The organism is Marivita lacus, from assembly GCF_014637725.1.
GTDB classification, from domain to species: domain Bacteria; phylum Pseudomonadota; class Alphaproteobacteria; order Rhodobacterales; family Rhodobacteraceae; genus Marivita; species Marivita lacus.
This window is the reverse complement of the sequence record NZ_BMFC01000005.1, coordinates 15,135-28,281: the sequence shown is the minus strand read 5'-3', so window position 1 is coordinate 28,281 and position 13,147 is coordinate 15,135. Positions and strand designations below refer to the sequence as shown.

General features: G+C 61.7%; 16 protein-coding genes and 1 tRNA gene. 12 read left to right on the top strand and 5 right to left on the bottom strand.

The window, feature by feature from the left end; translation table 11 throughout:
- Nucleotides 1–2: 2 nt before the first annotated feature.
- Both IEV82_RS11545 and IEV82_RS11540 read right to left on the bottom strand, forming a co-directional pair.
- The gene (locus tag IEV82_RS11545; protein WP_188482189.1) at nt 3–653 is read right to left on the bottom strand and encodes a GntR family transcriptional regulator; all 651 of its coding nucleotides are present in this window, start codon (nt 651–653) and stop codon (nt 3–5) included.
- A 30-nt stretch (nt 654–683) separates the two neighbouring features.
- A complete protein-coding gene (locus tag IEV82_RS11540; RefSeq protein ID WP_188482188.1) occupies nt 684–1,376 on the bottom strand; it encodes a M48 family metallopeptidase in 693 nt (230 codons plus the stop codon).
- A 104-nt stretch (nt 1,377–1,480) separates the two neighbouring features.
- Between IEV82_RS11540 and IEV82_RS11535 the strand changes: the two genes are divergently transcribed.
- Both IEV82_RS11535 and IEV82_RS11530 read left to right on the top strand, forming a co-directional pair.
- Nucleotides 1,481–1,798, top strand: a complete 318-nt coding sequence (locus IEV82_RS11535) for a TIGR02300 family protein (protein ID WP_188482187.1) — start codon at nt 1,481–1,483, stop codon at nt 1,796–1,798.
- 68 nt (nt 1,799–1,866) lie between these two features.
- Nucleotides 1,867–1,942: transfer RNA gene (locus IEV82_RS11530), tRNA-Ala, on the top strand.
- An 84-nt stretch (nt 1,943–2,026) separates the two neighbouring features.
- Here the strand turns inward: IEV82_RS11530 and IEV82_RS11525 are convergent.
- Nucleotides 2,027–2,959 carry a hydrogen peroxide-inducible genes activator gene (locus IEV82_RS11525; protein WP_188482186.1) on the bottom strand — a complete coding sequence of 311 codons (933 nt, stop codon included), beginning with the start codon at nt 2,957–2,959 and terminating at the stop codon, nt 2,027–2,029.
- A 104-nt stretch (nt 2,960–3,063) separates the two neighbouring features.
- Between IEV82_RS11525 and IEV82_RS11520 the strand changes: the two genes are divergently transcribed.
- Genes IEV82_RS11520 through mnhG form a run of 8 tightly spaced genes read left to right on the top strand, consistent with a single transcriptional unit; the run spans nt 3,064 to nt 9,700 of the window.
- Nucleotides 3,064–4,035: a universal stress protein gene (locus IEV82_RS11520; RefSeq protein ID WP_188482185.1), complete on the top strand. Its 972-nt coding sequence runs from the start codon at nt 3,064–3,066 to the stop codon at nt 4,033–4,035.
- A complete protein-coding gene (locus IEV82_RS11515; protein ID WP_229747765.1) occupies nt 4,035–6,293 on the top strand; it encodes a putative monovalent cation/H+ antiporter subunit A in 2,259 nt (752 codons plus the stop codon). Before IEV82_RS11520 ends, IEV82_RS11515 begins: the two co-directional genes overlap by 1 nt.
- Nucleotides 6,290–6,709: an MnhB domain-containing protein gene (locus tag IEV82_RS11510; RefSeq protein WP_188482184.1), complete on the top strand. Its 420-nt coding sequence runs from the start codon at nt 6,290–6,292 to the stop codon at nt 6,707–6,709. Before IEV82_RS11515 ends, IEV82_RS11510 begins: the two co-directional genes overlap by 4 nt.
- Nucleotides 6,709–7,071, top strand: a complete 363-nt coding sequence (locus IEV82_RS11505) for a Na+/H+ antiporter subunit C (protein ID WP_188482183.1) — start codon at nt 6,709–6,711, stop codon at nt 7,069–7,071. The genes IEV82_RS11510 and IEV82_RS11505 overlap by 1 nt, the downstream gene beginning before the upstream one ends.
- The gene (locus IEV82_RS11500; protein WP_188482182.1) at nt 7,068–8,564 is read left to right on the top strand and encodes a Na+/H+ antiporter subunit D; all 1,497 of its coding nucleotides are present in this window, start codon (nt 7,068–7,070) and stop codon (nt 8,562–8,564) included. The genes IEV82_RS11505 and IEV82_RS11500 overlap by 4 nt, the downstream gene beginning before the upstream one ends.
- Nucleotides 8,561–9,040 (top strand): Na+/H+ antiporter subunit E, encoded by a 480-nt coding sequence (locus tag IEV82_RS11495; protein WP_188482181.1) that lies wholly within the window; start codon nt 8,561–8,563, stop codon nt 9,038–9,040. The genes IEV82_RS11500 and IEV82_RS11495 overlap by 4 nt, the downstream gene beginning before the upstream one ends.
- A complete protein-coding gene (locus IEV82_RS11490; RefSeq protein ID WP_188482180.1) occupies nt 9,037–9,339 on the top strand; it encodes an MrpF/PhaF family protein in 303 nt (100 codons plus the stop codon). The genes IEV82_RS11495 and IEV82_RS11490 overlap by 4 nt, the downstream gene beginning before the upstream one ends.
- Entirely contained in the window at nt 9,332–9,700 is a 369-nt protein-coding gene (gene mnhG / locus IEV82_RS11485) for a monovalent cation/H(+) antiporter subunit G (protein WP_229747764.1), read from the top strand. The genes IEV82_RS11490 and mnhG overlap by 8 nt, the downstream gene beginning before the upstream one ends.
- Nucleotides 9,701–9,753: 53 nt before the next feature.
- Here mnhG and IEV82_RS11480 read toward each other — a convergent pair whose 3' ends face one another.
- Nucleotides 9,754–10,041, bottom strand: a complete 288-nt coding sequence (locus IEV82_RS11480) for an HU family DNA-binding protein (protein ID WP_188482178.1) — start codon at nt 10,039–10,041, stop codon at nt 9,754–9,756.
- A gap of 185 nt (nt 10,042–10,226) precedes the next feature.
- Entirely contained in the window at nt 10,227–11,711 is a 1,485-nt protein-coding gene (locus tag IEV82_RS11475; protein ID WP_188482177.1) for an AMP nucleosidase, read from the bottom strand.
- Between the two features lie 98 nt (nt 11,712–11,809).
- Here IEV82_RS11475 and IEV82_RS11470 point away from each other — a divergent pair, with 98 nt between their 5' ends.
- Entirely contained in the window at nt 11,810–12,229 is a 420-nt protein-coding gene (locus tag IEV82_RS11470) for a VOC family protein (RefSeq protein WP_188482176.1), read from the top strand.
- 107 nt (nt 12,230–12,336) lie between these two features.
- Nucleotides 12,337–13,092 (top strand): class II aldolase and adducin N-terminal domain-containing protein, encoded by a 756-nt coding sequence (locus IEV82_RS11465; protein WP_188482175.1) that lies wholly within the window; start codon nt 12,337–12,339, stop codon nt 13,090–13,092.
- Nucleotides 13,093–13,147: the final 55 nt, after the last annotated feature.

Here is a 13,147-nt window from a genome sequence, read left to right as displayed (position 1 = left end):
CGTCATCCGGTGAGCAGGCGCAAGCCTTGGGTCACGTCGGACCGGACAGCCAACCGAAGGCCGGGTTCATCCCCGGCCTTCAGCGCAGCGATGATCAGGCGGTGAAATTGCGGCGCTTCTGTCCGCCGCAGCCGCCCGTATAATGCACCCATGGTCGGGCCCAGCTGCAACCAGACGGTTTCGGCCATGGCCAGCATCGCAGGCGCCTGAGCGCGCAGATACAAGGTCCGGTGAAAATCAAGGTTCGTACGGATATACCCGACCGCATCCCGGTTAGAGATCGCGTCGGCGATGGTGCCGTTGATCATCTGCAGACGGTCGATCAGCGCCAGATGCGCACGCGGCAGGGCACGGCTGGCCAGTTCCACCTCGATCAGCGCGCGCAACGCGGCCAACTCCTCGATCCGGTCGTTCGACAGCTCGGGTGTCGAGACGCGCCCAGACGCCGACATGGACAACGCACCTTCCGCGACCAACCGCTGAAACGCCTCGCGGGCGGGTGTCATCGACACATCGAATTCCCGCGCAACCCCGCGCAATGTCAGCTGGTGTCCGGGGGACATCTGGCCGAACATGATCCGGTTGCGCAAACCGCGATAGACACGGTCATGCGCGGAAAGGGTCGGTTCGGTGGGGCGGGTCAGGGCACTCATGCTGAATTGTGATCACACCCGAAGGACGGGTCAAGCATCAAACCGAAAACGATGCAGCTTCGGGCCTTCGTGCCGCAGCCACGCGCGGGCTTCTTCGTGTGGTCCGTAAAGCCGATTCACAACGCGCCAGAAATCGACGGAATGATTCATCTCCTGCAAATGCGCGACCTCATGCGCTGCGACGTAGTCGAGCACGGGTTTCGGCGCGAGAATCAACCGCCACGAATACATCAGCGCGCCGGCTGACGAACACGACCCCCACCGCGACCGCGTGTCCCGCAGGCTCAGCCGCGCATACCGCCGCCCCAGCCGTTCCGCATAAAGATCGGACGCGCAGGTCAATTCGATCCGGGCCTGCTCCTTGAGCCAGGCAAGCAGATGGACGCGGCCTTTTTCCTCGGGCGCGGGCAGCAGGACCTGGCCGTCCTGAACCAGAAGACGCTTGGCTTCGCCCTGCAAGATCCGGAATGATCGGCCTCCGACGTCCAGACTGTGCCCCGGCCCAACCCGCTCGGGTTTGGCCTGCTGTGACAGGTGCCCGATGACCCAGGCGCTCTTTTCCGCCGCGAAGTCCAGCGCCTCGCGTTCGGACACGCCGCGCGGCACCGTCAGGGTCACCGCCCCGTCGACACGCGAGATACGCAGCGTCATGCGGCGGGCACGCGCGTTTTTCCGCAGTTTCAACGGAATTTCGGGGTTGCCGGGAAAGGTTCTGACGCCCATATGCCGCTCGTTGAGATCTGCGCCCTAAAGCCTTTGACACGAGGTCGGTGTTATGGCAGTTGGCGCAGATTGTCGATATGACCACGCAATAAAGGGGATGACCCATGTCCAAGGAAGAATGGGGCGTCAAACGCGTTTGCCCGACCACCGGCAAGCGCTTTTATGACCTGAACGCCAATCCGATCATCAGCCCGTATACCGGCGAAGTGGTCGTGATTGAAACAGGCAAGACCCGCATGATCGCGGCAGACGCCGAAGACCGCCAGAGCAAGGCCAAGGTTGACGATTCGGACGAAGCGGATGTTCTGGAAGATGATGATGTCGATGTCGATCTCGAAGACGATGACGTTCTGGAAGACGATGACGACGACAACGTCTCACTGGACGACATCGCGGACGTTGCAGGCGACGACGAAGATTAATTTCTACGAAAGGGGCGGAATCACGCTTGATCCCGCCCCCGGCTTTGCGTAATTGAACGCGCACTAACGGGGCCTTAGCTCAGCTGGGAGAGCGCTTGCATGGCATGCAAGAGGTCAGGGGTTCGATCCCCCTAGGCTCCACCAAAATTCCCGGAATTCGCAAATTGCAGTTGGACCGGTACGGTCCACTCACCCGGTGCCTTGGTCACGTCGGGCTGCGCGCCACATCTAGCGTGACACATCCCCCAGCACGGTGATCTCCGTCGCGCGTGCGCTCAGGGATCCGCAGATCAGCGTCGACAACAGCCGGAACTCCGCTTCGCGGGAAGTGCCTTTGCGCCAGACCATCCCGATGGTGCGCGATGGTGCCGTTCCACGAAACGGGCGCGCCACGACGATGTCCTGATGCGCCACCTCGGATTTCACGTAAAGCGCGGGCATCAGCGACAGGCCCATCCCCGTGGCCACCATCTGTCGCAGCGTATCAAGGCTGGTGCCTTCGTAATCATGCGACAGTTCCACCCCGTAATCCTCGGAGATCTTGCGCACCAGTTCGTGCAGCCTGTGCCCCGGCTCCAGCGACAGAATGGTCTCGCCCCGCAGCATCACCGGGTCGATTTCGGGCTCTGACGCAAGCCGATGATCGGCGGGCATCACCACGTGAATGGGCTCACGAAACAGCGACTGCGACTCCAGCTCGACGCGGTTGACCGGCAAGGGAAAGAACAGCAGGTCCAACGCACCCTCTTCGAGGCTGCGCAGCAACAGGTCCGGCAACGCCTCGCGAATATAAAGACCCAGCTTGGGATATTGCCGGTGCAGATCGGGGATCACGAGTGGCAGGAAATATGACCCCACCGTCTGCACCACCCCGATCCGGATGACCGAACTCAGCACGCTTTGCCCCGCCTTGGCGATGGTGTGAATTTCGGCAACCTCGCGCAGAATGCGCCGCCCGCGCTCTGCGATCTCCTTGCCCGTCGGGGTCATCATCACCTTGGAGCGACCACGCTCGACAAGGCTGGTGCCCAGCCGCAGTTCCAGTTCCTTGATCTGCGCACTGAGGGTTGGTTGCGTCACGTTGCACAGCTCTGCCGCACGCCGGAAATGCAACTGATCCGCGACGGCGACAAGGTATCGAAGTTGTTGCAGGCTTGGCACTCGACCGCCTCTGATAGATCACTTCTATCAAGTTTGCGATTATTTTCGATTTGGTCAATGGAGGTTCCACCTTATCTTAGGCCGAAGGCGGAGGAGCATGTCGCGTGCAACGGTTCGGGAACATTCTTTTCGTATGCGACGAGCAAAGCGCATTCGAACTGGCGCTTGAGCGCGTGATCTGGCTTGCCAGCGCCAACAGAGCGCGCGTCACGATGGTGACCACCATCGACAGCGGAGGCGCGCAGGACGTGTCGAGCCTGTTTTCCATGATCCCCGGACTTGGCAGCGAAGAGATCGGCGAAACGGTGATCGCCGTGCACCGCGCAAAGCTGAACGACCGCGCGCAGCCGCTCCGCGACAGGGGCATCCCGGTCGAAACCAAGCTGCTTGTCGGCACACCCTTCATCGAGATCATCCGCCAGGTGTTGCAGGGTGGCCATGACATCGTGATCAAGGGCGCCCATCGCACTGCCGGGCGCCGGTTCTTTCCCGGTGCCGATATGCACCTGTTGCGGAAATGTCCCTGTCCGATCTGGGTGCTGAATTCAGCGGCCGAACCCAGATCACAGCGGATTCTGGTCGCCGTTGATCCAGATGCGAACGATCCCAGCCGCAACAGCCTCAATCGCACGATCATGGAACTCGCCACATCGCTGGCACGTAATGATGGGGCAAAGCTGGATGTGATGCATGTCTGGCGGCTTCAGGAAGAGGCCACCTTGCGGCACGGTCTGGCGAACATCCCCGAGGCGGATATCGACCGTCTTGTCGCCAAGGCACAAAACGACAGCAAGTCACGGTTGCAGGACCTCGTGTCCGGTTTTTCGGAGTTCGACGACATCATGCGGGTTCTTCACATCAAGGGTGTTCCGGGTGATGTCATCCCTGAACACGTCATGGCCGAGGGGATCGACACCCTGATCATGGGAACGCTGACCCGCACGGGTGTCGCAGGCCTGTTCATAGGCGATACCGCCGAGACCATTCTCAACCATGTCAGTTGCTCGGTCCTGACCGCGAAAGCGCCCGGCTTCGTGACCCCGATCGGCGCTGCACCCGCAGGAGGTATCAACTGATGGCAGGCGGATTTCCCACCGAGACGCGCGGCAACGGCCTGACCGGGACGGTCCCGATCCTGTTCGCGGCAGCCCTGTTCGCCTATTTCGTGTCGATGGTCCCCACCATCGCGGCCACCGACATCATCCGGGTGTCGATCCCGTGGGTTCCGTCATTGGGGATCGAGTTCGCCTTTCTCGTGGACGGGCTCAGTCTGACGTTTTCGCTGCTGATCTCGGGCATCGGCACGTTGGTGTTGCTTTATTCCAACACCTACCTCGCCGGGCATCCGCAATATGCGCGGTTCGCGCTGTTCCTGACCGCCTTCATGGTGTCGATGCTAGGCCTTGTGCTGGCGGATGACCTGATCCTGCTCTTCGTGTTCTGGGAGCTGACGACGATCACGTCGTACATGCTGATCGGGTTCTCGCACGAGTCCAAGAAAAGCCGCCGCAACGCGTTGCAGGCGCTGTTCGTCACCGGCGCAGGTGGCCTCGCGTTTCTGGCAGGCCTGATCCTGCTCGCGGCCGTTTCGGGCACAACCAGCATCTCGGGCATCATCGCACAGGGTGACGCGCTCAAGGAACACGCGATGTACCTGCCGATCCTGATCCTGTTGCTGGCGGGCACGTTCACCAAATCGGCGCAGGCTCCGTTCCATTTCTGGCTTCCGAACGCCATGGCAGCCCCCACCCCGGTCAGCGCGTTCCTGCACTCTGCCACGATGGTCAAGGCGGGCATCTACGTCATGGCCCGGATGCACCCGGCGATGTCGGGCACCGATGTCTGGCTCTGGACGCTGACGATCTTCGGCGCGGTCACGGCAATCTTTGCGAGCCTTCTGGCGCTGCGGCAGACCGACCTCAAGCAGGCGCTGGCGTATACCACGCTGATGGCGCTGGGAACGCTGACGCTGTTTCTCGGGCAGGAGTCTGGCTACGCGATGACTGCCTTTGCAACCTTCCTCGTCGTGCATTCGCTCTACAAGGCGTCGTTGTTCCTTGTGGTCGGCTGCATCGACCTGTCCACCGGCACCCGCGAAACAGATCAGCTGGCTGGACTGGGTCGGCTCATGCCGATAACCGCAGTTGCCGCCGCCCTTGCCGCCCTGTCCATGGCAGGGTTTCCGCCTTTCCTTGGCTTCATCGGCAAAGAACTGAAATACGCCGGCGCCCTTGCCGTCGCGTCCGAGCCGGTCCTCGTTGCAGGCGCGGCACTACTGTCGAATTCCCTGATGCTGGCTGTTGCGGGCGTCGTTGCCTTCCGCCCGTTCTGGCGCGGAACGGTGCCTTCGGGACAGTCCCCGCGCGAGGCTCCCTGGCAGATGTGGGCCGGTCCGATCATCCTTGCCAGCCTTGGCGCGCTCTTCGGCATCTATCCCGACCTTTTGCAGACGACGCTGATCAATCCGACGGTGATTTCCCTCACCGGCGAGGTGGAAGAGGCCAAAGAGCTCAAGCTCTGGGCCGGGTTCAACATCCCGCTGATCCTCAGCATCGCGACCTTCGTTCTGGGCCTGCTGATCTATGCGCGCCATGTCCAGTTGCGCGCTCTGCTGGCGCGGGTCTTTGCGGCGCTGCCGAACCTCGACAATGGCTGGGACGGCTTTCTTGACGGGTTCAAGAACTTTGCAAAACTGCAAACCGCGTTTGTGCAAAACGGCAAACTCTCCAGCTACCTCTTCGCCACCTTCCTCACGATTGCGGCGGGGATCCTGCTGACGCTGGTCTATACAGGCATGCCTTTCATCGATGTGGACCTGTCGGATGTGGAATGGAAACACGCGTCCATCGCGCTTCTGACCATCTCGGGGGCGATCCTTGCGCTGTTCACCAATTCACGGATTGCCGGGATCGCAGCGCTTGGCGTGGTCGGCATCGGCATCGCGCTGATCTTCATCGTGTTCAGCGCGCCCGACGTGGCAATCACGCAGCTTTTGGTCGAGACGCTGATCGTCGTTCTGGTGTCGGTCGTCATGCTGCGCCTGCCGTCGCTGCCCAAGGCGGAGTTCCGGCTGGGCCACGCGGCTTTGTCGGTCGCCATGGGTGTCGCGGTGTCGCTGACCCTGATCGCTGTGGTCTCCAGCCCGCTTGAGCTGCGCCTGACCGACTATTTCGAGGCGACAAGCTGGCCCGAGGCCTACGGGCGCAACATCGTCAACGTGATCCTCGTGGATTTCCGCGCGTTGGATACGTTCGGAGAGATCGCCGTCGTCGTCATCGCGGCCCTGTCCGCCTATGCGCTGCTGCGGACGACACGCAAAGGGGGCCAGTCATGAACTCGATCATCCTGCGGGCCGGCACGCGCTATCTTGCCGGGCTTCTGCTTGTGTTCTCGATCTACATGACGCTGCGCGGTCACAACGAACCGGGTGGCGGCTTTATCGGCGGGCTGACCGGGGCGACGGGGTTTGTCCTTTATGCCATCGCCTGCGGCACCCAGGATGCCCGCGCGGCCCTGCGTGTCCTGCCGCAGACCATCGCGATCTGGGGGCTGGGCATCGCACTTGCCGCGGGGCTTTTCGCCGCCCTGTTCGGTGACGCGCTCTTCACCGGTCAATGGCTGTTCATCGGGGCCACCGAGGACGACAAGGGCCTACCCCTGTCTTCGGTGCTGGTTTTCGACATCGGTGTCTATCTCGTGGTGTTCGGGTCCATCCTCACCCTTGTCTTCGCGATGGAGGAGGAAATCTGATGGAGTTCCTCTTTGCCATCACCATCGGCGTTCTGGTCGCATCGTCGGTCTACCTGATGCTGTCCAACCACCTGTTGCGGTTCATCTTCGGGCTGGTCCTGATCTCGAACGCGGCCAACCTGACGATCTTTGTCGCCGGTCGCCTGACCGATGGCGCGCCGCCGCTGATCCCCGAAGGTGCGGATGCTCCGTTGGGAGACATCGCCAACGCGCTTCCGCAGGCGCTGGTGCTGACCGCCATCGTGATCGGCTTTGGCCTTTTCGCCTTTGCCATCGTGCTGGTGTTTCGTGCCTGGACCAGCCTGAATTCCCTGACGCCGGACGACATGCGCCTGGCCGAACCTGAAGAGGCGCATAAGTGAGCTGGCTCCTTGCACTTCCTGTCGTCATCCCGTTCCTGACGGCCGTCTTTGCCTTCCTGACGCGGCAAAGCCCACTGGGGCGCTGGGTGTCCGTGGGCGGGTCAACCGTTCTGCTGGTGGCCTCCATCGTCCTGATGAACGCGGTTCTGCGCGAGGGTGTGATCGCCGGGCAGATGGGCCAGTGGCCCGCGCCCTTCGGCATCACGCTGGTCGCGGACCTGCTGTCTGCAGTCATGGTGCTGATCACCGCAATCGTCGCTGTCGCCGTGTCGATCTACGCCATCGCGGATGTGGATGAGGGGATGGAGCGGCTGGGCTATCACGCGCTCTTCAACATGCTGATCGCGGGTGTGGTCGGTGCGTTCATCACAGGCGACCTGTTCAACCTCTATGTGTGGTTCGAAGTCATGCTGATCGCGTCCTTCGGCCTGCTGGTTCTGGGCGGACGCCCCGAGCAGATCGACGGCGGCGTGAAATACGTGGCGTTGAACCTTGTGTCGACGATCATGTTTCTGACCGGGATCGGGCTGCTGTACGGCATGACCGGCACGCTCAACATGGCCGATCTCGCCAGCGCCGTGGACACTGCGGACCAGCGGTTGCTGACGGTCATTGCGGTGCTCTTCATGATTGCCTTCGGGGTCAAGGCGGCGGTGTTCCCGCTGTTCTTCTGGCTGCCGGCCTCGTATCACACTCCCGCCTTCGCGGTCTCTGCGGTCTTTGCCGGGTTGCTGACCAAGGTCGGGGTCTACGCGCTGTTGCGGACCTTCACGCTGATCTTCGACCACGACACCGCGTTCACCCATACGATCCTTCTGTGGGTTGCGGGGCTGACCATGGTGGTCGGCGTTCTGGGGGCCGCGGCACAGACCGACATGCGCAAGATCCTGTCGTTCCACATCGTCAGCCAGATCGGCTACATGATCCTGGGTCTTGCACTTCTGACCCCGCTCGCCATCCTTGGCGCCGTGTTCTATCTCGTGCACCATATCATCGTTAAGGCGAACCTGTTCCTGATCGCGGGCGTCGCGCAACGGATCGCGGGAAGCACCGAACTGGCGCGTATCGGCGGGCTGTACAAATCCGCGCCGTTTCTGGCGATCCTGTTCCTCGTTCCCGCCTTCTCGCTGGCCGGGTTCCCACCGCTGTCGGGGTTCTGGGCCAAATTCCTGCTGGTCAAGGCGGCGCTGGACGATCAGGGATGGATCATCGCCGGGATCGCGCTCGCGGTTGGTCTTCTGACGATCTACTCCATGACCAAGATATGGGCGCAGGCGTTCTGGGAACCTCACCCTGACGGGGTGGAGCCGACGCTGTCGACCCTGTCCAGCCGCGACCGCGCCGCGATGCTGGTGCCGATTGCGGGTCTGGCCGCGTTGACCGTCTTCATCGGCGTGATGCCCGACCCCTTCGTGGAATTCGCCCGTGCGTCTGCGGAACAGCTTCTTGATCCGTCCGCCTATATCGCCGCCGTGCTGGGGGATCAGCCATGAACGCGTTCGGATTGAACATCATTCTCGCCGTCGCCTGGGTCGGCTTCACCGGCAGCGTCTCCTTGACAGGCCTCATCTCGGGCTTTGTCATCGGCTATGGCGCGCTGTGGCTCATTCAGCCGTTGATCGGCACCAGCAGCTATTTCCGGCGGGTGACGGCGTGGATCAAGCTGATCATCATGTTCCACTACGAGCTGATCGTCTCCAGCCTCGAGGTTGCCTTCGACATCCTGACACCGCGCCACCGCGCGCGTCCTGCGCTCATCGAGGTACCGCTTGATGTGAAGACGGACACGGGCATCCTGCTGGTGACCAACCTCATTTCGCTGACGCCGGGCACGCTCAGCATCGACGTGAGCGAGGATCGCAAGACTCTGCTGGTGCATGCGATGTTTGCCGATGATCCCGACGCCCTGCGCAAGAGCCTGAAGGACGGGATGGAGCGCTGGGTGATCGACGCCGTGGAGGGTTCATGATGGACGGATTTCTGGGACTCAGCCTCGAGATCGGCTTTCTGTGTGTCGTCGGATCGGTCGTTCTGGCCTTTGTGCGGCTGGTCAAAGGACCAAGCCTTCAGGACAGGGTTGTCGCGCTCGATTTCATGACGGTCGCCATCGTGGCCTTCTGTGGGTTGGCTGCTGTCCGCTACGCAACGCCGGCGTTTCTTGACGTGGGGCTGGTGCTGGCCCTGGTCGGCTTTCTGGCCACCGTCGCGCTGGCGCGCTTTGCCGAACGCAGCACCGTGCGCAACAGAAAGGAGAGCCGTGATGAGTGAGATCATTGCAGGCGGGCTGATCATCCTGGGCGGTGTGTTCGCCGTGATCGGGGGATTGGGCCTTCTCAGAATGCCAGACGTGCTGATCCGGATGCACGCCTCGACCAAGATCGGCACCCTGTCGACCGGCCTCATCCTTGCCGGATGTGCCGTGGTCTTTGCCAGCCCTGACATCGTCATCCGGGCGGTGGCGATCATGCTGTTCATCCTGCTGACGGCACCCATCGGCGCACACATGATGGGCCGGTCGGTCGTATCCACGGGCGTGCCCTTGTGGAAACACGAAGACGTGCCGCAAAACGAGGTGGAACAAAAGCTGATGGAGGAACACGACGTTCCGCAGGTCAGCAACAAGTCCTGAACGCAAAAGGCCGCTCGATCGAGCGGCCTTTCAGGTAAGTCGAGGGGTCTAGATCAGCCGTTGACGCTGTCCTTGAGGGCCTTCGCAATGGTCATCTTGACCACCTTGTCGGCTTCCTTCTTGAACTGCTCGCCGGTGGCCGGGTTGCGCACCATGCGCTCGGGGCGCTCGCGGCAATAGATCTTGCCGACGCCCGGCAGGGTCACTGCGCCACCTTCGGACACTTCCTTGGTGATGATGTTGGTCACTGCGTCCAGCGCTGCTCCGGCGGTTTTCTTGTCGCTGCCCATTTCTTCGGCCAGAGCGGCCACAAGCTGGGTCTTGGTCATTGGTTTCGCCATTTCGTGGTCTCCTTATCTGCCCGATCTTGGGCCTCGTGCGGAAAAACTAACCGTATATTGCGGGGAAACACAACGGTTGGTAGGCGCTTCCCTCGCGTTTTTAGCGTTTTTCAGCCGATTTCCACAGGTTTGTCACAAATGTCTCTGCGCAGAATCGCGAATCCCCGGCAAAATGACAGAATCGCCTACAGGAACGCGGTTTCCTCGAAACTGCGCAGCTTGCGGCTGTGGATGCGTTCAAGCGGCATCTCGCGCAGGTGTTCCATCGCGTGAATGCCGATCATCAGGTGCCGCGCGACCTGCGTCTTGTAGAAATCCGACGCCATGCCCGGCAACTTCAATTCGCCATGCAGGGGCTTGTCGCTGACGCAAAGCAGCGTGCCGTACGGCACCCGGAACCGGAACCCATTGGCGGCGATGGTCGCGCTTTCCATGTCCAGCGCAATCGCGCGGCTCTGGCTGAGGCGCTGCACCGGGCCGCGCTGGTCGCGCAATTCCCAGTTGCGGTTGTCGACGCTGGCCACGGTTCCCGTTCGCATGATCCGCTTGAGATCATAACCTTCGAGCTGCGTTTCCGCCGCCACCGCGCGTTCCAGCGCGATCTGGATCTCGGCCAGGGCCGGGATCGGCACCCAGACGGGCAGGTCATCGTCCAGCACGCGGTCTTCGCGCAGATAGGCATGGGCCAGCACGAAATCCCCCAGGCTCTGCGAATTGCGCAGACCGGCGCAGTGCCCCACCATCAGCCACGCATGCGGGCGCAGAACCGCGATGTGGTCGGTTGCCGTTTTTGCATTCGACGGCCCCACCCCGATATTGACCAGAGTGATCCCGGACCCACCCTTGCGCTTGAGGTGGTAGGTCGGCATCTGCGGCAACTTTTCGATCAGCGGCAGCGACGCGTCCGCCTCGAAAATCTCGGCATTGCCGGTGCTGACAAAGCTGGTGTAGCCGCTCTCGGGGTTGGCAAGCTGCGCACGGGCATAGGCTTCGAACTCGGCCACGTAGAACTGGTAGTTGGTGAACAAGACGTGGTTCTGGAAATGATGCGCATCGGTCGCGGTATAGTGCGACAGGCGCGCCAGCGAATAATCCACGCGCTGCGCCGTGAACGGCGCCAGCGGTTCGGTTCCGTCCGGTGCGGGCTTGGCCACGCCGTTGACGATGTCGTCGTTCGTGGTCGCAAGATCCGGCACATCGAACACGTCACGCAGGATGAAATCGGCGGCGCCTTCCTGTGGCACCGTGATCGTGGCGTCATTGGCAACGGCGAAATGCACCGGCATCGGCGTATCCGAAACCCCGACCTCGACCGGAACGCCGTGGTTTTCCATCAAGAGCGACAGCTGCTGCTCAAGGTAGTGCCGGAACAAGTCGGGCCGCGTGATCGTCGCCGCATGGGTGCCGGGATGCGCCACGTGACCGAAACTCAGGCGACTGTCCACCTTGGCAAAACTGGTCGTGGTGATCCGCACCTCGGGGTAGAACGCGCGGTACCGCACACCGGGATGGCCCTGCCGCATCGCGGCCTGGAAATTGTCGCACAGGAAGCGCGTGGACAGATCATAGAGAGCACAGAGCCTGTCGACCGCCGCTGACGCATCGTCGAACCGCTCGGGGACCGGGGTCTCCGGCGAGACGACATCGAGATTGATGGAACGGTTCTGCATTCCTTGCCTTCCTGCGTGCAGCCTGCCTCTTCCGCAGGTTGACAGGTCAATGGCACGGGATCAAGCTGACCGCAATCGCCCGGAGTGTTTGTGCCGTTATGGATTACGAAACCGTGTCGCCCAAGGATTTCGGGGCAAGCCTGCGCGGCATCGGTCTCAATTTGCTGACCCGCGATGTCCGGCGCATGGCAAGGCAGCTTGACCTTGTGTTCGGCATGCGGGCACATCGCCTTTCGGACGATTTCGCGATCATGGCTTACGGCGATCAGGTGTTTCAGCTGCATGCCGATGGCACCTATTCCCAAAACCCCCTGCTGGGCCTCATACCCGAAACCCCGCCGCGCGGTGCAGGGTTGGAAATCCGTCTTTACGATACCGACCCGGACAAAGCCTTTGCCCTGGCCGAAGGCCAAGGTTTCACCATATTGCAGGTACCGACGGACAAGCCCCACGGGCTGCGCGAATGCACCCTTCTGTGCAGCGACGGATACGCCTGGGTGCCGTCGCGCCCGTTATAGGGCGGAACCGCCGCACCGAGGCGCAGCTTCTGAGCCTTCTGAAATCCGACGCGGCTTGACTTTGCGCGCGGAAACACTTGCTTTTACGTAAACCACAGGAGGCACCCATGTCCGTCACGCAACTGGCTCCCAACATGGAACATTGGCAGGAACGCGTTGATCTGGCGGCGGCCTTTCGCTGGACCGCGCGGCTGAACATGCACGAAGGCGTGGCCAATCATTTCAGCCTGTCGATCAATGACGATGGCACACGGTTCCTGATGAACCCCAACCAGGTACATTTCTCGCGCATCAAAGCGAGCGACCTGATCCTCGTCGATGCCAACGATCCCGAAACCCTCAGCGGTCCGAACGCACCGGACCCGACTGCATGGGGTCTGCATGGCGGGTTGCACAGGCATTGCCCGCATGCGCGCTGCGCGATGCATGTCCATTCGATTCACGCCACCGTTCTGGCCTGCCTGCAGGATCCGCGCCTGCCCCCGATCGACCAGAACTGTGCGACGTTCTTCAACCGCTATGTCGTCGACAGCCACTACGGCGGGCTGGCCTTCGAGGAAGAAAGCGAACGCTGCGCGCAGCTTTTCACAAATCCGAAACAGAAAGTGATGATCATGGGCAACCATGGCGTCATGGTGATCGGGGACAGTGTGGCCGATACGTTCAACAGGCTCTATTATTTCGAACGCGCGGCCGAGACCTATATCCGCGCCTTGCAGACCGGACAGCCGCTCCGGGTCCTGTCGGACGAGATTGCGGAAAAAACCGCGCAGGAGCTTGAAGGCTACCCCGAACAAGATGCGCGCCATCTGTCCGAATTGAAAAAAATTCTGGATTCGGAGGGATCCGATTACGCTGCCTGAACGTTAACAAATTTGTGGGTCCGCCTCCGGACCACTTGGTTTTGAATTTTGTAGC